The sequence below is a fragment of the Pseudoxanthomonas sp. PXM02 genome (assembly GCF_014851805.1).
Lineage (GTDB): Bacteria > Pseudomonadota > Gammaproteobacteria > Xanthomonadales > Xanthomonadaceae > Pseudoxanthomonas_A.
The window spans coordinates 98,710-119,666 of record NZ_JACVAK010000001.1; the positions used below are offsets into that span (position 1 = coordinate 98,710).

The 20,957-nt window shown below is 64.4% G+C and carries 11 protein-coding genes; 2 read left to right on the top strand and 9 right to left on the bottom strand.

Going from position 1 to position 20,957, the window contains the following annotated elements; all coding sequences use genetic code 11:
* Window positions 1-120 precede the first annotated feature (120 nt).
* From IB225_RS00435 to IB225_RS00450, 4 genes are all read right to left on the bottom strand, one after another.
* Window positions 121-3,219, bottom strand: coding sequence for a TonB-dependent receptor (locus IB225_RS00435; RefSeq protein ID WP_192308684.1), 3,099 nt, complete (start codon window positions 3,217-3,219; stop codon window positions 121-123).
* A gap of 294 nt (window positions 3,220-3,513) precedes the next feature.
* Window positions 3,514-6,825: a GH92 family glycosyl hydrolase gene (locus IB225_RS00440; protein ID WP_225583381.1), complete on the bottom strand. Its 3,312-nt coding sequence runs from the start codon at window positions 6,823-6,825 to the stop codon at window positions 3,514-3,516.
* A 37-nt stretch (window positions 6,826-6,862) separates the two neighbouring features.
* On the bottom strand, window positions 6,863-8,143 hold the full coding sequence (locus IB225_RS00445) for an AGE family epimerase/isomerase (protein ID WP_192308685.1): 1,281 nt from the start codon (window positions 8,141-8,143) through the stop codon (window positions 6,863-6,865).
* Complete coding sequence (locus IB225_RS00450) at window positions 8,140-10,848, bottom strand: glycoside hydrolase family 2 protein (RefSeq protein ID WP_192308687.1); 2,709 nt, start codon at window positions 10,846-10,848, stop codon at window positions 8,140-8,142. The genes IB225_RS00445 and IB225_RS00450 overlap by 4 nt, the downstream gene beginning before the upstream one ends.
* 265 nt (window positions 10,849-11,113) lie before the next feature.
* Between IB225_RS00450 and IB225_RS00455 the strand changes: the two genes are divergently transcribed.
* Window positions 11,114-13,465: a GH92 family glycosyl hydrolase gene (locus IB225_RS00455; RefSeq protein WP_225583140.1), complete on the top strand. Its 2,352-nt coding sequence runs from the start codon at window positions 11,114-11,116 to the stop codon at window positions 13,463-13,465.
* 6 nt (window positions 13,466-13,471) lie between these two features.
* Here IB225_RS00455 and IB225_RS00460 read toward each other — a convergent pair whose 3' ends face one another.
* The 5 genes from IB225_RS00460 to IB225_RS00480 all read right to left on the bottom strand — a co-directional run bounded on the left by IB225_RS00460 (window position 13,472) and on the right by IB225_RS00480 (window position 19,518).
* A complete protein-coding gene (locus IB225_RS00460) occupies window positions 13,472-14,212 on the bottom strand; it encodes a copper homeostasis protein CutC (RefSeq protein ID WP_192308689.1) in 741 nt (246 codons plus the stop codon).
* Window positions 14,209-15,225, bottom strand: coding sequence for a N(4)-(beta-N-acetylglucosaminyl)-L-asparaginase (locus IB225_RS00465; RefSeq protein WP_192308691.1), 1,017 nt, complete (start codon window positions 15,223-15,225; stop codon window positions 14,209-14,211). The genes IB225_RS00460 and IB225_RS00465 overlap by 4 nt, the downstream gene beginning before the upstream one ends.
* Entirely contained in the window at window positions 15,222-16,337 is a 1,116-nt protein-coding gene (locus IB225_RS00470) for a glucokinase (protein ID WP_225583142.1), read from the bottom strand. The genes IB225_RS00465 and IB225_RS00470 overlap by 4 nt, the downstream gene beginning before the upstream one ends.
* A 72-nt stretch (window positions 16,338-16,409) precedes the next feature.
* A complete protein-coding gene (gene fdhD, locus IB225_RS00475) occupies window positions 16,410-17,219 on the bottom strand; it encodes a formate dehydrogenase accessory sulfurtransferase FdhD (RefSeq protein WP_192308693.1) in 810 nt (269 codons plus the stop codon).
* The gene (locus IB225_RS00480) at window positions 17,209-19,518 is read right to left on the bottom strand and encodes an FdhF/YdeP family oxidoreductase (protein WP_192308695.1); all 2,310 of its coding nucleotides are present in this window, start codon (window positions 19,516-19,518) and stop codon (window positions 17,209-17,211) included. Before IB225_RS00480 ends, fdhD begins: the two co-directional genes overlap by 11 nt.
* A 172-nt stretch (window positions 19,519-19,690) precedes the next feature.
* Between IB225_RS00480 and IB225_RS00485 the strand changes: the two genes are divergently transcribed.
* A complete protein-coding gene (locus IB225_RS00485) occupies window positions 19,691-20,923 on the top strand; it encodes an MFS transporter (RefSeq protein ID WP_192310795.1) in 1,233 nt (410 codons plus the stop codon).
* Window positions 20,924-20,957: the final 34 nt, after the last annotated feature.

The window sequence follows — 20,957 nt, forward strand, 5'->3', positions numbered from 1 at the left end:
CATTGGGGTAGATTGCCGCGCGCGAAGGAAAAAGTGGCCCGGCCTGGGCCGGGCCGTCGGCTCCACGCCGCCCGTTGCCGGGCGGGAGAGAAAGCATGGAGCCAAACACGGAGCGCAACGTCAGAACTTGTAGGTCAGTCCAAGGTACGCGAGGCGGCCGGCATAGCCGTTGGTGTAGAAGCGATCCTTGGTGTCATTGCCCAGATGCGAGCGCGTCTCCTCTTCCGTCAGGTTCAGCACCGATGCGCTGATGCTGAGTGCCGGGGTGATGTTGTAAGCCGCGTTCAGATCAATCTGGTAGTACGGCTCATCGTAGACGTTCAGGCCATTCACCAAGCCCTGTACCACTTCGCCACGACGGTTGTACGAGGCGCGTAGCAACAGGTTCTGCGTCTCGTAAAACACGGTGAAGTTGGTCTGGTTCTTGGCGCTGCCCGGCATCGAGGTCTTGCCGACCTCGGTACCGTCCTCCAGGCTCACGGCTGCCTTGCTGGCGTCGTTGTAGGTGTAGTTGAACTGGAAGCCCAGGCCGAAATCCAGCGTGTGCTGCGCATACAGCTCGACGCCCTGCGAAACCGCATCCTGGCCACCGGCCTGGGTGCTGTAGTTCTGCACGGTGACCGTCTCGCCGCCGATGATCATGTTCACGTCACTGATCACGTCCACGGCGAAGTTCTCGACGTTCTTGCGGAACAGGCCCAGCCCCACGACGGAACCGGGGTGGAAGTACCACTCCAGACCCAGGTCGAACTGCGTCGCCTTGTACGGCTCCAGGTTCTTGTTGCTGCCCGACCCGTACCAACCCAGCTCGCCCGCACCGCCCGTCAGTCGACGGTCGTCCACATATTCCTGACTGTAGAACGCCAGGCTGCCGGGTGCGGCGATATCGCTGTAGCTGGGGCGGGAGACCACCTTGGAGGCGGCAGCGCGCAGCAGCAGGTTCTCGGTCAAATCGTAGGCCAGATTGAAACTCGGCAGCACGTCCGTGTAGTTGCGGTCGAGCGACGAGACTTCGTACGTCTCCGGCCTACCCACGTCTTCATGTAGACGCCAGTATCCTTCACTGCCACAGTAGGTATCTACCGGTGATCCAACGGGCACCGGTGCGCCCTGCTGACAAGCCAGCGGGTTGCCGTCGGGGCCGTCGAAGAAGTAGTCGTTGTAGTTGGTGACCTTGTCTGTCGAGTCCGCATGCTGTTTGGTACGCGCGATGCGTACACCGACATTGCCGCGCAGGCGGTCGGTACGGAAGTTGGCCTGCAGGTAGGTGGAGTAGATTTTTTCGTCGACGTTGTAGACGAAGTTGTCCTCCTCGCGGGTCTGCATTGCGCCGTAGGTGCTGTTGAGATAGGCGATGTAGCCCGGGAAGTTGATCGCCGGGTACGCGCTGGCGCTGATACCGCCGGGCAGGTTGCCCAATGAGGTGATGAGGTTCGGAGAGAACTGGGTCGCGACGTCGTTGCAGCGGCCTGCCCAATAGCGGTTGTCGTAGTCGCTCGGATCGGTACCCGGGCAGACCCAGTAGCTGTTGCCCGTGCTGCGATGAATGCCGCCGTCACGCCCCTTGACGCCGAACTGGAGCGATTCGAAGAAGTCCCCGTCGAAGTGCCAGGTACCGTCGGCCTGTGCGTACTTCTGCTCGGTGTCGTTGCGGGTCCACGACGAACCGGTCGATCCGAGGTCGACCTGCAGGATGCCGTTCTGCAGGTTCTGCATCAGTTCGGGCGAGAACGTCATCGTCGGCGTTCCCATCAGATTCCATGAGCTCGCGTAGTTGCCGTTCGTCCAGCTGCCGTCCGCATTCTGACGACGCGGCTTGATGGGCAGGCCGAACTGCAGCTCGGGACCACCTTCCGCCCAGGTGCGGCCGGCCTTGAACGAGACGTCGAGCTTCTCGCCACGCCACTCGCCGCCAAAATCGACCGTCTGGGACAGCGACTTTTCGATGTTGTAACTGCCGGTGATCTGCGGCGTAGGCACGGTGCAGTCGTCCGAACCCCAGCCACCCGGTTCCATGCCGCCGGCCGCAGCTTCTTCTTCACTGCAGTAGTAGGTCTTGCCGGGATGCAGGCTGTAATCAGCGCCGGTGACGATGGTGCCACTGGGATCGAACGTAAGCCCGTCGAGCATGCGTCCCCCTGCCCAGTTACCGTCGCGGAAGTAGCGGGCGATGTTCCACTCCGGCACCTTCAGCGTGTTCGTCTGGGAATTCTGCGACAGGTCGAAGCGGAAGTAGTTTGCCGTCAGCGTGAGGTTGTCGGTAGGCTTGAACTGGAACGTCAGCTGGCCGCCCTTGCGTTCGCGCTCTTCTTCCTTGACGTTGAAGTTGACCGACGTCGGCATCATGAAGCCGGTGTAGTAGTTGCCGTTCTGGTCCCAGAAGCCCGTGCCGCCCCACCAGTTCGAATTGAAGTCCGACGGGTTGCCATTGACGTCGACGGCCGTGCCGCCTTCGTCCCGGCCATACCATTGCCAGCTCTCGGTGCTGGCACCCATGGTGCGCGTGGTGCGCTTCTGCTGGGTGTAGCCGACGAAAACGCCGAACCGGTCTTCCTGGTCGTGCCAGGAGTAGGAACCCGAGAACTGTCCGTCTGTCTTCTTGGTAGTGTCGGCCCACGTGCCTTCGATGTTGACGAAGCCCGAGTTGGACTCCAGTTCCAGCGGGCGGCGGGTATGCAGGATCACCGTGCCGCCGATGCCGCCTTCGTCGATGCGCGCTTCCGGCGTCTTGAACAACTCGGCGCTGCCGAGCATGTTGGACGGCAGCAGCGTGTAGTTGAACGAGCGCGTGGGATCGCCGTTGGACTCGGCGCTGGCGACGTAATTGCCGTTCAACTGAGTCAGGACGAGCTCCGATGAAAGGCCACGAACACTGACATTCTTGCCTTCACCGCCATCGCGGCTGATGAGCACGCCCGGCACGCGTTGCAGCGCATCGGCCACGTTCTTGTCGGGGAACTTGCCGACATCCTCGGCGGTGATCACTTCGACCACGGCGTTGGCGTTGCGCTTCTGCTCCAGGCTCTGCTCGATCGAGTAGCGATACCCCTTGACCGTCACGGCGTCCAAATCGGTGGCCTGTACTTCGGCCTGGCCCGACGTTGCTGGCGCGTCGGCCTGCTGCGCAAGCGCGTTACCGGAGGCAATGGTGGCGGACAGCGCAATGGCGATACCTACGTACAACGTGCTGCGGTTGCGTGCGTGTGGCGTGCATTTCATTTCAATCACCCTCTCCCAAGATTGATCGGCTGCTGACGCGATGATTTATATCGATCTAAATTTGCGGACGTAGAAAACCGTCCGCCAGGGAGGACCGGGTGCCAGCGTGGCACGCGACGGAACTCCCCTCTTTCCCTCCATCCTCCAGAACCCGAATTAGATCGTTCTAATTCGACGGTGCGCATAATTACCACACCGTTTTCCAGGTTGCATGCTGCCTCGCAGCAACTCCGGGCTTCGTCCTTGCATGATCAGGGGCGGCGCGCCCACGCGCCTGCCCTAATGTGCCTCGTCTCAGGGAACCGGCGCGCGGGATACGGGCTGCAGTAGTTCAACTTCCGAGAGCGCCACGCTCGCGTCCCTCCCGAACCGCACGCGATAGTCCGTGTATTCCCCCGGGCGCTCAATGACGAATGGACGCAACTGATGCGCCGATACAAATGTCTGCGCGCTGCGCTGGTCCAGCATCGTCCAGCGGCCCTCGCCGGACCGCCCTTCCAGAGTCCACGACAGCCCTGTCAGCGGCTTGTCCGCACTGGTCAGCGTGTAATGACTGGTGCGCGTGGGCGTATCGAAATGGAAGTCGATGCTGGCCGCTGCCGGCAGTGCGACCGATGTGGCGGCGTCGTCATCGACCAGCGCCGAGACTTGTCGCACGCCAGAGACGGAGATGTTCTTGGCTCGCGAAGCCACGTCACCCAAACCACGGGGTGCAGCGCCCCGCGGCGTCAGCGATGGCGGCAAGGCGTCGGCATCACTGCCCCACGTCGACGGCCTGTCGCCCATGACGAACTCCAGCGTTCCGCCGCCGGCGATGTCGGCGTGGCGTAGCCATGCCTGTGTCCAAGGTTGCCCGTTGACCTTCAGCGACTGCACATACACGTTGCCCGCACTGTTGTTGTGGGCGATCACGGTGAGCTTCTTTCCGTCGCTTAGATCGACTTCGGCATACGGAAAGAGAGGGGAACCGATGATGTACTCCGGCGCCCCCATCCTGAGCGGGTAAAGACCGAGCATGCCGAACAGATACCACGCCGACATCTCGCCGTTGTCCTCGTCGCCGGGATAGCCCTGCCCTATCTCGCTGCCCAGGTACAAGCGGCCCAGGATGTCGCGGGTGATGCGCTGCGTCTTCCATGGCTGTCCAGCGGCCACGTACATCCATGGAATGTGGTGCGAAGGCTGGTTGCTGTGCGCGTACATGCCCATGCGTACGTCGCGGGCCTCGGTCATCTCGTGGATGACGTTGCCGTACGAGCCAGCAAATTGCTTTTCCGCTGTTTCAGGCGTGGCGAAGAACTCATCCAGTCGCTGCGCGAGTGCATTCTCGCCGCCGAGCAATGTCGCCAGTCCTGCCGCGTCGTGAGGCGCCGTGAAGGCGAACGTCCATGCATTGGCTTCGGTGTAGTCGCCGCCCCAGACACGAGGATCGAATCCCGATGCGGCGGGCTGCCAGTGGCCATCCGGCGTGCGACCACGGAAGAACCGGGTGGCAGGGTCGAACAGATGAACGTATTCCGTCGCGCGTGCCTGGAAATACTCCGCCTCCTCACGGTAACGACGTGCACGCACGGGATCCTTTTCATCTTCCGCAAGGGCGAGGCCGAGCTGCGCCAGGCCGAAGTCGTTAAGCGCGCCTTCCAGCGTCCAGGAAAGACCCTCGTGGACGCTGTTGTCTGCGTAGCCGCGATACATCGACCTTGAAATGCCTTTTCGCCCCACGTTGGACACGGGCGGTACCACGGTGGCGTTACGCAATCCGGCTTCATACGCGGCGTGCGCATCGAAGCCGCGCACGCCCTTCAACCAGGCGTCGGCGAACGCTACGTCGGAACTGGTGCCTACCATCAGGTCCGCGTAACCGGGCGATGACCAGCGGGCGATCCAGCCGCCATCACGATACTGCTGCACGAAGCCCTCGACCATGTCGCCGGCACGCTCGGGTGCGAACAGCGCGTACGCCGGCCACGTCGTGCGGAACGTATCCCAGAAACCGTTGTTGACGTAGATCCTGCCCGGTTTGACGGGCGCGGACGTGCGTTCGGCGTTGCCGCCGGCATTCTCCTTCGACCAACTGTTCTGGTCGGCGTGACGCCAGTCTGGATGTTCCACCGTACCGACGTTCTCGTGGGCCACGTTGGGATACAGGAACAAGCGGTAGAGGTTGGAGTAGACCGTCACCCGCTGGTCGTGGCTCGCTTCCTGCAACCTGACCCGTCCGAGCAGTGCGTCCCAGGCGTCTTGCGCGCGCGCCCGGACCGTGTCGAAGTTCGCATCGCCGATCTCCAGGTCGAGATTGCGCTTCGCCTGCTCCACGGAGATCAGCGACGTGGCGATGCGCATGACCACGCCGCCCTTCTCGTCCGGCGAGAACTTCACGTAGCCGGTGGGCCGGCCCGTCGCGATCATGCCACTGTCGGTCCAGGGCCGATCGAAACGTGCATAGACGAACATGCGGGTCGCGCCATTGGACAGGCCGCTCCGGGTATCGGTGTAGCCGCGGAGCGTCTGCGAAGCCTTGTCCAGGATCAGGCCACCGCGTGCATCGACGTTGTCGAACAGCAGGTTGACATCGCCTCCTTTGGGGAAGTGGAACCGGAACACTGCCGCGCGCTCACTCGGGGCGATCTCGGCACGGATGCCGTTATCGAAGTCAATGCGGTAGAGATGCGGGCGGGCTTCCTCACGTTCATGCGTGAACGGCAGCGCACGCTTCTGGCGGTCCGCTTCGGGAATGCCTGCTGCCGAGGACGGCATCACCTGGAACGTCTGGCGGTCGCCCATCCACGGACTGGGCTGGTGACTGAGCGACAACGCCTGCAAACGGGGCCGGTTGTCATCGCCGTTCTGCTCGTTCCACCGGTACAGCCAGCTGAGTGAACCCGCGTCGGTCACGGGCACCCAGAAGTTGAAGCCGTGGGGCATGGCCGTGGCCGCGATGTTGTTGCCGCGCGAGAACGTACTGTTGGACTGCGTGCCACGCGTGGTGAGCACGTAATCGCTGGGTCGTATTGCGTCGTCAACGGATTCCTGCCGGAGGGCGATGTCGTCGATCCATCCCGCCGCGCTGCCGCCAGGGCCGGGCAACACCTGCAGTTCGATAGCGCGGATGCGCTTTCCGCGCAGGCCAGCCACGTCACCCACGCGTACCTGCTTGTGCGCCCACTGCTGCGGATACAGCGTCATCGACGCGGCCTGGCCTTGCGCACCGACCGGGGCACCGTGCTGGTCCGTCATCCCGAGTTCCGACAAGCGGCGACCGTCATCGAACACCAGGTCCAGCGAAACGCCCGTGGATGCCGCCGTGTGCCCGGACACGATTTCGGGCAGGACCATCCAGGACAACGTCGTATACTTCCCGACCTTGATGTCGACCTCGAACAATGACAGACGGCCGCTGGCATCGGCGCGATAACCCAGCGCCTTCTGCCCGGTATAGCCTTTGCCCGGCCTTGCTGCATAAGGTCGTTCGGGTCCGCCACCTACCTCGACACGCACCTCCCCCCGCCCTGCCACGGCTGGAAGGATCTGGCCTTCCTCGAACGACGTGGAGAAGGCTGCGTCTTCTGCAAAGGCCGGGCGTGTGCTTGCCAGCAGCAGGAGCATCGCCGCCGCCGCGGACGCGCGCCTCACGAGCGAGTACTCAGTCATGTGCGCGCAGGATGGACAGAACGTCATGGCAGGCTCCCATGGTGTGGTAGTCGGTCTTCCCCGCGGGGCTCTTGTCGTCGTCGTACTTGCGATTGCGACGGTCGAGGATGCGGAACCATGCGCCATGGACGTGATCGACCATGTGGGCCCACGCGTAATCCCACAGCCGGTCATACCACTGCCAGTAACGTTCACTGCCTGTGGCGACCGCCAGTCGTGCCGCACAGGCCAGCGACTCGGCCTGCACCCAGAAATACTTGTCGTCGTCGCAGACGAAATGGCGACCATCCGGCAGCTGCGGACCGGTGATGTCCTTCCTCAGTGATTCCGGCGCGAAGCCGTACACCAAGCCGCCGTGCTCGTGGTCCCACGACGCGTCCATGGAACGGTCGAAAAGTTCCTGAGCACGCGGTAACAGCCAGTCAGTGCTTTCGCCCGCCCGGCGCAGGTGTCCGTCAAGGATCAGTAGCAGCTTGGCCCACTCCGTCTGATGCCCGGGCTGAAACCCCCACGGACGGAACAGGTGCTTCGGATCATCGCGGTGATAGTCGGTGTCCACCTGCCATTGCACATCGTAGTGCTCCCACACCAGTCCCTCGCTCTGTGCGGCCTGGCGGCGGGTCATGTTGTCGGCCAGCAACAGGGCACGATCGCGATAGCGCACCTCACCGCTGGCCTCGTACGCCGCCAGCATGGCCTCGCACATGTGCATGTTGGCGTTCTGGCCGCGGTAGTCACTGAACTGCCAGTCGCGTGTGGCTTCGTCGCGGTAGAGCCCATGCGAGGGTTCCCAATAGCGGGCCTCCAACAGGTCCCAGTGCGCATCCATCCACGGGCGGCAGCCTTCGACACCTGCCTTCAAGGCGATGGAGTACGCCAGCAGCACGAAAGCCGCGCCATAGCAGTGCTGTGTGGTGTCTTCCGGCACACCATCTCTAAGTGTCCAGAAGTAGCCGCCGCTCACCGGGTCCATGTGTCGCTCACGCAGGAACGCCAGGCCGTGATTCACTGCGTCCATGTAGGTCTGCCGCAGCGCCAGATCCTCGCCACCGAACTCCATCGCCGCCGTGGCGTAGTTGAAGACGAAGCGCGTGCTGCTGACGAGATGGCGATGCGATGCATCGTAGACGCGTCCATCATCCTTGAAGTAGTGGTAGAAGCCTCCTGCCGGATCGATGCAGCGGGGATGGTAGAAGGCCATCGTTTTGCGGATGTGGTCGCGCAGGAACGCCTCACTACGAAAATTGTCATGTGCGGGAGCAAGCTGGGTCATGGTGATGCGGTACTCCGGGGGAATGAGGTTGTGGACAGGGCGTCCGCCAGCGTGCGCACATGAAGCGAGCTTCGCAGTGCCTCGGGCGCAGCGTTGGATTTGATGCGCAGTCTGACGCGCTCGCCGGGCAGCAACGTAAGGGCGTTGTCGGAGATCTCGACGTCAAGGTCACCGAAATCGATCCACACGGCGCGTGCTAGCGAATCCGAGACAACGTCGAGCGACGTGCCGTTGGCGTCACGATGTAGTCCGGCCTGCACGCGGGACACCGGCCAGTCGATGTTCTTCGCCTCGGTGAAGTAAACGATTTCTCGCGATGGCGCCTCGCCATCCACACTGAGGTCGACAACGGCAACCGTTCGCCTTGGATCGGCGCTGCCGAGCAGTTCGCCGTCGTTGTACGAGGCCAGGCGAGTTGCCGACAGTGGCTTCACGCTGATCTGCCTGCGCTCGTCGCGGAGCGTACGGCCCTCCAGATCCATCACCCGCAGCCGCCATTCTCCCTGGCGCGCGGTGGTGCGATCCGATACCACGGTGATCGTCGTGCTTGCATCCTTGCGCAATGCCGCCAGCGCCACGGGCGCGAAGAACCGGCGCGCATGAAACTGCAATGCCTTCCAGCGCCCGAACCAGTCGACTCCCGACCACGACGCTCCGGGCCACACATCATTGAGTTGCCAGTACAGCGAACCCATGGTGTAGGGCTGGCTGGCGCGATGGTGGCGTGCGGCCAGTCCTATGCCTTCGGCCTGCATGACCTGGCTAAGGTAGACGAAGTCGGCGAAGTCGCGCGGTTCACCGAACTCCATGCGGATGTAATGCAGTAGCCGCTCATTGCCTTTGCCGGCGAGAAACTTCTGATGCGCTTCAATCACCGGCGAATCGATGCGTTGCTCCTGCCGGCCGACGAAGTGGTCGATCGTCCTGGGGACCGGCCACGCCTGTAAGCCGTACTCGGACATGAAACGCGGCGTGATATCCAGGTATGCCGCGGGAGCGCGTGCGGGATTCCCCCAGACCTCCCAGTAGTGCATGTCACCACTTGTGGGGGTGTTGGCCGTCTCCGCCATGTCATCGCTGGGCGAACTCGGCCAGTAGGCGATACCGCCCGCTTCTGCCTCCACCACGCCACGCAGGTCGCGGTCGAACAGCTGCACGTAGCCGTTCCAGACACGATCAGCGAAGGCAGGATCGGCCTCTTTCAGCGTCTTGCCGTGGCCCCAGTACTTCCAGGCGATCTCTTCTTCGTTGTTGCCACACCACAGGACAATGCTGGGGTGATTGCGGAGCCGTCGGATCTGGTCTTGCGCCTCGGCCACCACATTGGCGCGGAACGCTGGATCGTAAGCGGGCTGCATGCCGCCACCGAACATGAAGTCCTGCCACACCAGCAGGCCCAGTTCGGCGGCGATGTCGTAGAACGCATCGCTCTCGTAGTAGCCACCGCCCCAACTCCGTACCATGTTCATGTTGGCATCTGCGGCCGACTGCAGGACGCGCCGGATCTGTGCCGGCGTGACCCGCGAGGGAAACATGTCGAAGGGAATGGAGTTCGCCCCCTTGGCGAAGACCGGGATATCGTTGACGACGAAGGCGAATTCCCTTCCCTTCCCGTCAGCCTTACGGCTGAGCTCCACGCTCCGCAAGCCCGTGCGCACGCGGCGTGTGTCGACGATCTGCGTTCCCAGTGCAAGCTCCGCTTCGAACACGTACAACGGTTGCGCTCCGTAACCGGCCGGGTACCAGCGCTGTGGTCGTTCGATGCGGATAGGCGCGGGAACGCGACTGGTTCCCGCAGGCAGCGTGATGCGTTGCTCTGCTGCCACCGTTCTCCGTCCATTGGGGGCGGTCTGCCAGACGCGCATCAGATAGTTGCCTGGCTTGGCCGCATCCACGGTCGCTATCGCGGTGACGTTGGCGACTTCTTCATCTACAAGATCCTGACGCAGCTGAAGATCGTCCACGCGTGCGGCATTCCAGCTGGCAAGCCGCACGGGACGCCAAAGTCCGGCGGTCACGTAGCGCGGACCCCAGTCCCAACCGTAGTGATAACCCGGCTTGCGTACGAAGTTCGCCGTCATCGCGTCCTTCGGCTCGTCGCCGTACGGCGACGGATAGTTGCCGGCGATGCGGTACGGCATGTCCTGCACGTGCGGCAGCATGCGCCGTATCGGTGAGCGCAGGATGACGCGCAGTTCGTTGCCGCCTTCCCTCAGCCTGCCTTGTACCGGAATGCGCCATGTGCGGAACGCGTTGTCGGCTTCCAGTACCCTCTCACCGTTGAGGAAGACCTCGGCAAAGGTATCCAGCCCCTCGAACGTCAGCTCGCTGCGCGCGGCGTCGCGCATTCCAGTGGTCGCCTGGAACGTGGTGCGATATTCCCAGTCCGCCAGGCCGATCCACTGCAGTCCGGCTTCCGGCGCCCCGACGTAGGGATCGGGAATCAGGCCATGGGCAAGCAGATCGGTATGTACCGTGCCGGGCATCGATGCTGCCCGCCACGAAGTTCCGACACTCGATTCCTTCTCCGTAGTTCCGTCCGGCGCCGGCATCTGCCGGAACTCCCAGCCCTGGTCAAGAACGCTCACCTCCACGGCCTGCGCGCCAGCCGCCAGGACGGACAGCACGATCAGCGAAAGCAAGCGCAGCGTCCTGATGCCGAGCACTCTGTGGATTGCAGCAAGCGTCGTGAACCGGGTGTTCATGCGGATTTCCGTGTCAACGGCGAACTGACCATGATCGATATGCGGCCCTCCCCGGGCAGCGCGCTATCGTCCGAAGAGAATTTGGATCGATCCAATTCACGTGCAGATTTAGCATGCTCCTGGTCATCTTGCATGCTGCTCCGCAACAGCCACCCTCGCCTGCCACCAAACATGATCGCGTGCACGTTGCCATCACTCTCGTGCTAGCGGGGCTTGACACCTGTGCTAGTTTTGCCCGCATTCGACCGATCTAAAGGGTGCGCGGATGAAGCAGTTCGGTACGGCCATGGTCATGCTGGCAGGAATGGCAGGCGTCACTGCGCTGGCTTCCGGGAGCGCGTTCGCCGCGTCGGCCGGCGCCGGCGAGGCGGCTTTCCAGGCCGTGGATCCCTTCATCGGTACCGGAGGCGAAGGCCACACCTACCCCGGTGCCACGGTGCCGTTCGGCATGGTGCAACTCTCCCCCGACACCCGCATCCAGCCCCGCAAGGACGGATATGGCTGGGCTGCGGGCTATCGCAACAGCGACACCACCATCGTCGGTTTCTCGCATACCCATTTCTCCGGCACGGGCCACTCGGACCTGGGTGACCTACTGCTGATGCCCATCACCGGCGAGCTGAAGCTCGAGCGCGGGAATCCCGATCAGCCGCGGAGCGGATACACCTCGCGGTTCCGCCATGCCACCGAATCCGCCCAGCCGGGCTATTACGCCGTCACGCTGGATGACCACGACGTACGTGCCGAACTCACGGCCAGCCCACGCGTCGGGATGCACCGCTACACCTTTCCCAAGGACAAGCCCGCGCATGTGGTGCTGGATCTGCGTACCAGCATGTACGACTACCCTGGCAAGGTGTCGTGGTCGCGTGTGCGCGTGCGCCCTGATGGCACGGTCACAGGTTTTCGCGAAACGCGAGGCTGGGCGCCGGGCCGTCAGCTCTACTTCGCTGTGCGGTTCTCGCAGCCGCTCAAAGCTCACCAGTTGCACAACACGGAGCAGGACATCCCCTACAAGGGCTTTCCGCCGCCCGGCGACAAGGACCCTGGCCAGCGTGCGCAGATAGAAGGCCGCCAGCTGGTCGCCGCGTTCGATGTGGCGCCACCCGCCGGACAGCCGCTGCTGGTGAAGGTGTCGATCTCGCCCGTCAGCGAGGACAACGCCATCGCCAATCTCGAAGCGGAAGCCCCGGGTTGGGATTTCGATGGCATGCGCGCAGACGCAAAACAGCAATGGAGTGATGCGCTGGGCGCAGTGGAAGTCCAAGGCGACCAGACACAGCGAACGAGCTTCTACACCGCGCTCTATCACACGCTACTCGGCCCCACGTTGTTCATGGACAGCGACGGCCGCTACCGCGGCCCCGACAATGCAGTCCATCAGGCCAAGGGGTGGACGAACTACTCCACCTTCTCGCTATGGGACACCTATCGCGCCCTGCATCCGCTGACCACGCTGGTCCAGCCTCCGCAACGCACGAATGACTTCGTCAATTCCCTGCTCGCCGCGCGACGCGAAAGCCCGTATGGCGTGCTGCCGGTGTGGTCGTTCCACGGCCTGGAAACGTGGTGCATGATCGGCTACCACGCAACACCGGTAATCGCCGATGCCTACATGAAGGGCATCCGCGGCTACGACACCGAGGAGGCCCTGCAGGCGATGGTGGCCAGCGCCAACTACGGACCGTACGACGGCATCGCCGCCTACCGCGAGCTGGGCTACGTGCCGATCGATGAGGAAGGCGAAGCGGCGAGCAAGACGCTGGAGTACGCCTACGACGACTGGACCATCGCGCAGATGGCGCAGGGAATGGGCAAGACCGATGTTGCTCGGGAATTCAACGGGCGTGCTGCCAACTGGAAGCATGCGTTCGATCCGGCCACCGGCTTCATGCGGGCGCGCAAGCGCGATGGCGTGTTCCGTGATCCGTTCGATCCGACCGCCAGCGGGTACGGTACCGACTACACCGAAGGCAATGCCTGGCAATACTCCTGGTATGTACCGCAGGATGTCGCCGGACTGGCGGCGGCGCACGGCGGCAGCGACGCGTTGCTGGCCAAACTGGATGCGGTGTTCGACGCCAAGGTCGATCCGGCCGTGTTCGAACACATGGAGGACATTACCGGCCTCATCGGCTGGTACGCGCATGGCAACGAACCGAGCCATCATGTCGCCTACCTGTACGCCTATGCCGGCCAGCCCTGGCGTACACAGGCGCGCCTGAAGCAGATCATGGACACGCAGTACGCGCCGCGGCCGGACGGCCTGGCCGGTAACGACGATCTTGGCCAGATGTCGGCCTGGTACGTGTTCACCGCACTCGGCTTCTATCCGGTCACGCCGGCCAGCAACCAGTACGTGCTGGGGCGTCCGTTCCTGCCCCGCGCCACGCTGCATCTTCCCAACGGCAAGCGCTTCACCGTCGTCGCCGAAGGCCTGGATGATGCCCACACCTACGTCGGCAGCGTGACGCTCAATGGCAAGCCGCTGGAGCGCACGTATCTGGAGCACGCGGATATCCTGGCGGGCGGCGAACTGCGCTTCACGATGCAGGCCGCACCGGACAAGATACCTGCGGGCGGGCGTCTGGCGCTGCCGTACTCGATGTCGCGGTGACGCGCGCTACCGCCCGTCCAGCGCCGCGCGCAACGCACGCACCCGCGCGGGATCGGTCTCGCTCCAGTCGGGCGATAAACCGTCCAGCGCCGGAGGTGTGAAACGCATTGCGGAAGCGCGTGGCGCTTTCGCGGACGCATGGAATTCATGTGCGCCGGTAAGGTCAGCGAGCCTGGCGATGTTGGTGGCGTCGATGCCGGCGCCCGGCATGACGTGCAGTCGTCCTGCGGCCTGGCGAACGTGCGACGCGATGTCTTCGCCGCCTTCCATCGCGGTGGCGCGGCCGCCCGAGGTCAGCAAACGGGTGAAACCCAGGGTGATCACCTGCTCCAGCGCCGCAGGTGGGTCGCGTGTCGCATCGAATGCTCGATGGAAGGTCGCTGGCAGTGTTCCGGCCGCCGCGACCAGTTGCCGACACAACGACTCATCAAGGGCACCTTCGGAATCCAGCGCCCCCACCACGACGCCGTCACAGCCGAGTCGCACGCAGACGTCGATATCGCGCAGCATCACGTCCGCGTCCTGCGTGCTGTAGAGAAAATCACCGGCACGCGGCCTGATCAGCACGAAGAGCGGGATGCGCAAGCGATCACGTGCGCAGGCAAGCGCGCCATAGGAAGGTGTGAGTCCGCCGGTTTCGAGCGCATCGCAGAGCTCGACCCGGTCCGCCCCTGCTCCCTGGGCGACGAGTGCGGATGCCAGCGATCCTGCAGCGATCTCCAGCACCGGACGGGCGGAACCGGTCATGCGCCCGAACCTGCGTAGATCGCGTCCGAGGCATGCAGCGCATCCTGTTTCGTGGCATCGCAGACCGCGTAGACGAATCCTTCGTGCAAGGCGAAGGCACCCACCTCGCCGTGCCTGTTGATGGCGAGGAAACAGACCTGCAATGACTTACTCGCCTCGGGCCGCTTGCGCACCACGCGTTCGATCGCTTCGTGACAGGCGTCCATCGGCGTGCGTCCCTGGCGCATCAGTTCCACCACCAGGAAGCTCGCTGCATTGCGGATCATTTCCTCGCCCACGCCCGATGCCGTCGCCGCGCCTACCTCGTTGTCCACGTAAAGCCCCGCGCCGATGATGGGACTGTCGCCCACGCGTCCATGCATCTTCCACGCCATGCCGCTGGTGGTGCAGGCGCCGGCAAGCCGGCCATGACGATCGATCGCAAGCATGCCCAACGTGTCGTGGTTGTCCTTGTCGCCGGGTCGCTGCCGGCGTTCGGCATTGATCTGCGGCTGGTACTCGGCGCGCTCACGCCATGCCTGCCACGCCTGTTCGGCTTCCGGGGTGAGGAGGCGCTGCTTGCGGAAACCCTTGGACACGGCAAACTGCTGCGCGCCCTCGCCCACCAGCATGACGTGTGGCGTATCTTCCATGACCCGTCGCGCCACGCTGATGGGGTGGTCGATGTCTTCAAGTGCAGCGACGGCACCGCATCGGCCATCGCCGTCCATGATGCTGGCATCCAGCGTCAGTACGCCGTCCCTGTCCGGGTTGCCGCAGCGGCCCACGGTCGGATTGCATAGATCGGTTTCAGCCCAGCGCGCCCCCTGTTCGACGGCGTCCAGCGCACTGCCTCCCGCGATCAGCCGCGCCCATGCCGCCTGATTGGCGCCCACGCCGAAATCCCAGGTGGACACCACGCGCCCACCTTCGGGCGCTCGGGGATCCGGGGACTTCGCATCCAGCCCGCTCGACACGGCGAGTGCGCCCGCAGACAGCGCCATCTGCCCGAGGAATTTCCTTCTGTCGTTCATGCATACGCCTCAAGATATTGATCCCGATGATCGCTCAGGTGAGTGCGCCAGTAAGCGGCAGCGCCGACGAGGCCCAGCTGTCCATGGTCGATTCGCCACACCGCGGGAGCCGTCCGCGCGCCTTCGAATCTGTCGAGGTAACGCTGCTGGAACGTTCCTGCATGCAGGAATCCGGCGATGTGGGTGGTGACGCCTCCGGCCAGATACACATCGCGCGCACCCAGCGTCAGCACGAGATCGGCCACCGTACTACCCAGCCAACCGCAGAAGACGTCCAACGTTTCGCGTGCAATGGCATCGTCAGCCCCTGCGGCCTCGACCACCTGTTCCACGCGTGGCCAGCGCGGGGCCTCGCCTCGCAACCGGGACAGGCTTCCATAGAGGTTCATCAGCCCGGTACCCGACAGGGCGCGCTCGATATCTACATGCCGCCATTGGTGGCTAAGGTCTTCCAGTACATCCAGCTCTTTCGTGTTGCCGGCCGTGAGCGCCGCATGTCCCGCCTCGGTCAACAGCACGTCGCTGCCCGCCGGGTCGAGGCACATCGCAGCACCCAGGCCAGTGCCTGGGCCGATCACCAGCGCGGGCGCCTGCATGCCGTGATCATGTTGTCCCGGCAACAGGGCAACCAGTGTGTCCCGTCGTATCCCCGGAAGCGCATGGGCGACGGCACCGAAATCGTTGATGAGCGCCAACGATCCGAGACCGGCAGCCTCCGACGTGCGACTGACCGACACGTCCCAGGGCAGGTTCGCGTTCACCAGGCGATCGCCATGGAGGAATCCCGCGATGGCCACGACGGCTTCGGAAGGCCGCCGTCCATCATGCTCTGCCGCGATCCGTTGGATATACGCGTCCAGGATATCGGCAAGAGCGCGGTAGTCTCCGCAGCGATACGTGGACACATCCAGCACCTCGCGTCCGTCACGCGTCCATCCGAGGCGCGCGTTCGTGCCACCGACGTCGGCAACAAGGCAAGTCCGGGCGCCGTCATCGTGATGCGCAAAGTCCATGAAACTGTCCCCGAACGGGGCCGCTGGATCGTCGCCGGGATCATCCCATTTAAATCGATCCAGCGTATGCCTCCCGCCGGTCACTGCGGGCGCCAGCATGCCGTCCTAGTCGGGTATGAGCGATCGCCTTGACGCGTTGCGATCCCGCGACCGGCCCGAAGCGGCTGCGAGCTAGGCGCCTCGATCGTTCGCCAACCTGGAAGCATGGCTGTAGATCACATGCCGGTCGCTGCGAAGAAAGCCGACCAGTGTCAGCCCGCAGCTGTCCGCCAGATCCACTGCCAGTGCGGTCGGCGCGGAGATGGCGGCAAGCAGCGGCATGCCGGCGGCGGCCGCCTTTGCGACCATTTCATAACTTGCGCGACTGGTCACCACGGCGAAACCCGAGGCCGCATCGATGCCCTCGTGCAGCATCCCGCCGATCAGTTTGTCCAGCGCGTTGTGGCGACCGACATCTTCGCGAACCAGCCGCAGCGATCCATCAGCCATCGCCCACGCCGCGGCATGAAGAGCGCCGGTGATGGCGTTGAGAGGCTGGTGAAGGTGCAGTGCGGTACGCGCCACATCAAGCGATGCAGAGGCGATGGCAATGCCCTGCCCTACACGGTCGGGGTGCCGGATGACGTCCTCCAGCGACCGGTTGCCGCAGATGCCGCAGCCGCTGCGACCGGGCATCCAGCGCTCCGGTCGTGCCGTAAGCGGTTCGAACGTGTGGATGTCCACCGCGATGCCTTCCAGCAGCGCCTGCACCTTCACCGACGACAGACCGTCTCCCGCGACGCCCAGCTCGGTCAGTGCGAAGCCACGGGCGAAGTCTTCCAGGTCGCAGGGCGTCACCATCATCACTGCCAGCGGTTCGCCGTTGCAGCGGACTTCGAGCGGTACTTCCTCGGCCAACCGGTCCGATCGCGTCGTTGCCACGTCGCGCGTGATGTCGACGACCTCCCGCCACGCGACGCCGTCGAGGCGATCAGGCTGCATCGTCTTCCGCAAGCTGCAGCTTCCGCACGGTGACCGGGATCGACTTGTAGGCCGGTGTTCCGGAGGTTGGATCATGGCTGTCCAGCGGGACCAGGCGATTGCCCTCCGGGTAATACATTGCCGCCGATCCCGGCGGCAGATCGTATTCGACTGCGATGAACCCCGAGACCGTTCGCGATCCTCCACGGTCGTCGTCGAAAGACGATGCCACGATGATCCGATCGCCCTGCGCCAGCCCGCGGATGCGCATGTCGTCCCGATTCATGAACACGACATCGCGTCGCCCGCTGACACCGCGGTAGCGATCATCGAAGCCATAGATCGTGGTGTTGTACTGGTCGTGCGAACGGATCGTGGTCAGCGTCAGCAGATCGCGTCGGTCGGTACCCGGGTCCTCGTCGAGGCTGGGTGCGACCAGGAAGCGGGCCTTCCTGCCCGGCCCCCAGTCGCGCTCGGACGCACCGATATACAGTCGGAAACCGCCGGGCTCGCGCACGCGCCGGTTGAAGTCCTTGAACATCGGGAACACCGCTTCGATGTCGTCGCGGATGCGGTCGTAATCGGCGACCAGGCCATCCCAGTCCACCTTGGTCTGCGGCAACGTCGCTTTCGCGATACCGGCGACGATGGCGGGTTCGGACAGCAGATGCTCGGAGGCCGGTGTCAGCCCCCCCTGCGAGGCATGCACCATCGACATGGAGTCCTCCACGGTCACCGACTGTAGCCCGCTCGCCTGCTCGTCGCGTTCGGTGCGTCCCAGGCAAGGCAGCAGGAATGCCTGCTTCGCGGGAATCAGGTGCGAGCGGTTCAACTTGGTGGCGATATGCACGGCGAGATCGAGCGTGCGCATCGCAGGAATCGTCGTGTCCGGATCCGGCATCGCCACGGCCAGGTTGCCGCCCATGCAGACGAGTGCACGCGAACGGCCATCGCGGATCGCACGCACCGCCTCGACCGCGTCATGGCCGTGCGTCAGCGGAAACTCGAATCCGTAGGTCCGCTTGATCGCATCGACCAGCGCCTGCGTCGGTTTCTCGGTGATGCCGACGGTCCGGTCACCCTGCACGTTGGAATGGCCACGGATCGGCGCAATGCCGGCGCCCTGCTTGCCGATGTTTCCGCGCAGCAGCATCAGGTTGGCCATCTGCTGCACGTTCTGCGTACCACGACGGTGTTGCGTCATGCCCATGCCGTAGCAGAGGATCACGCGTTCTGCCTTCGCGTAGAGGCTTGCTGCGGCCGCAATATCTTCATACGACAGACCGGAATGCGCGACGATCTCGTCCCATGACGTGCTCGCCAGATCTTCGCGAAGCGCGCCAACGCCCTCGGTATGCTCGGCGATGAAGGCGTGATCCAGCACCCCAGGCCCGCCCTTCGCAAGGTCTTCGGCATCGGCCTGCAACAGCCACTTCATCATGCCCTTGAGCAAGGCGAGGTCGCCGCCGATCTTCACCTGGTAGTATGTCTGCGCGATCGGCGTGGCGGTGTTGGTCAGCATCTCCGCGGGATGCTGCGGCGAGGTGAAGCGCTCCAGCCCACGTTCGCGCAACGGGTTGACCGCCACGATGGGCACACCGCGCTTCGAGACCTCGCGCAGCGTGGAGAGCATGCGGGGATGGTTGGTGCCGGGATTGTGGCCGAAGCTGAAGAGCGCATCGCAATACTCGAAGTCTTCCAGCGTCACCGTGCCCTTGCCGACACCGATGGATTCCGGCAGGCCGACGCTCGTCGCCTCGTGGCACATGTTGGAGCAGTCGGGGAAGTTGTTGGTGCCGTACTCACGCACCATCAGCTGATAGAGGAAAGCGGCTTCGTTCGATGTGCGGCCCGACGTGTAGAACTCGGCCATGTCGGGATCCGGGAGCGCGCGCAATGCATCGCCTATCCGCGTGAAGGCGTCATCCCAGCCGATCGCCACGTAGCGATCCGCATCTGCGTCGTACACCATCGGATGCGTCAGGCGACCTTCGTCCTCCAGCGCGTGATCGCTCCACTCCCACAACTCGGACAGCGTGTGTGCAGCGAAGAAGGCGGGCGTCGCGCGCTTGCCGGTGGCTTCCCACGACACCGCCTTGGCGCCGTTCTCGCAGAACTCGAAGGATGACGTGTGGCGCGGATCAGGCCATGCGCACCCCGGGCAGTCGAAACCGGCGGGCTGGTTGACACGGCGCAACGCCGATGTCTCGCGACCGACCGCCATCTGGCTCTTCACGGCCCGTGCGACGGCCGCGAGCGCACCCCACCCGCCTGCGGCGCCTTCGTAGTCGTCGATGCCGGGGACTTTGCGTTCGCTCATCGAAACACCTGTCTGTTGCATGCCAGCGCCGCTACGGCGGCAGGATACCCGATGGCATCGCGCAGCATGTGCGCGGTGCATGACGGCGCATGTGAACCGGTCGCTCAGGAACGGGTTGCTAGCATGTCGGGCGTCCTTTTCCAGGTAACGCCCGCACATCGTGTTGCGCATCCTGCTTCCCATCACCGCCCTGCTCGCGAGTGTCGCCCTCCTGTTGGGTGGCAACGGCTTGCTGGGCACGCTGCTGGCGATGCGCAGTCAGGTGGAGGGATGGGGTGAGCGAACGACGGGCCTGGTGATGTCGGGCTACTTCATCGGCTTTTTCCTCGGCACGTTCACCGCCCCGCCCCTCATCCGCCGCGTCGGCCACATCCGTGCGTTCGCGTTCCATGGTGCGTTGGCGGCTGCGGCAGTGCTGGTCTATCCGCTGTGGATGGAACCGGTGGGTTGGATGCTGTTGCGCGTGGTCACCGGCATCGCGCTGGTCGGGCTCTGCACCGTGATCGAAAGCTGGTTGAACGCGCAGGCCGCCCCCGAGCACCGCAGTCGCGTGTTCGGCGTGTACATGGTGGTGTCCCTGCTGGCGCTGGCAGCCGGCCAGTTGCTGCTGGACCTGCAGCCGCCCCGCAGCCCCGTGTTGTTCAGCGTGGTGGCGATCCTGTTCGCCCTGGCCATCCTGCCCGTCAGCGCGACGCGCCTGACGCCGCCCACGATGACCGTGGCGCCGAAGATCCATCTGCTGCAGATCTGCCGGGTCGCGCCCAGTGCCGCGGCGGGAGCGCTGCTCGCCGGTCTGGCACTGGGTGCGTTCTGGGGAATGGGGGCCGTATACGCGGCTTCGCTGGGGCTGGACCGCGCCGGTGTCGGCACCTTCATGGCAGTGACCATCGTGGGCGGTGCCGCGCTGCAGTTGCCGATCGGCCGCCTCTCCGACCGCGGTGATCGCCGCAGCACCCTGGCCCTGGTCGCGGCGCTCGGCGCGGTAACGGCAGTGCTCGCGCTGCGGTTCGAGGCGCAGTCGCATGCGCTGTTCTTCCTGTTCGGCGGGTTGGCATTCGCGCTGTACCCGCTGGCGGTCGCGCATCTGCTGGACCGCTTGCCGGCCGAGCAGTTGCTGGCGGGATGCAGTGCGCTGCTGCTGCTCAACGGCATCGGCGCGGCGATAGGCCCCGCGGTGGCGGGCGGACTGATGCAGCAGTTCGGTGCGGCGGCCCTGCCCCTGTTCTTCGCTGCCACGCTGGGCACATTGGCGCTGGTGGCTGGCGGGCGCCGCCTGTTCAAGGCACGTCGGCTGCTGTCGGCCGCCCGGTTCCACCCCATGCTGCGCACCACGCCCGCGGCACTGGAAATGCTCCCGGAGATTCCGGATGCCGAGGTCGGCGACCGCGCTTCACGGGTGAATTGATTCCGATCAATGCGGCCGGCTGACGCGCCCCGTA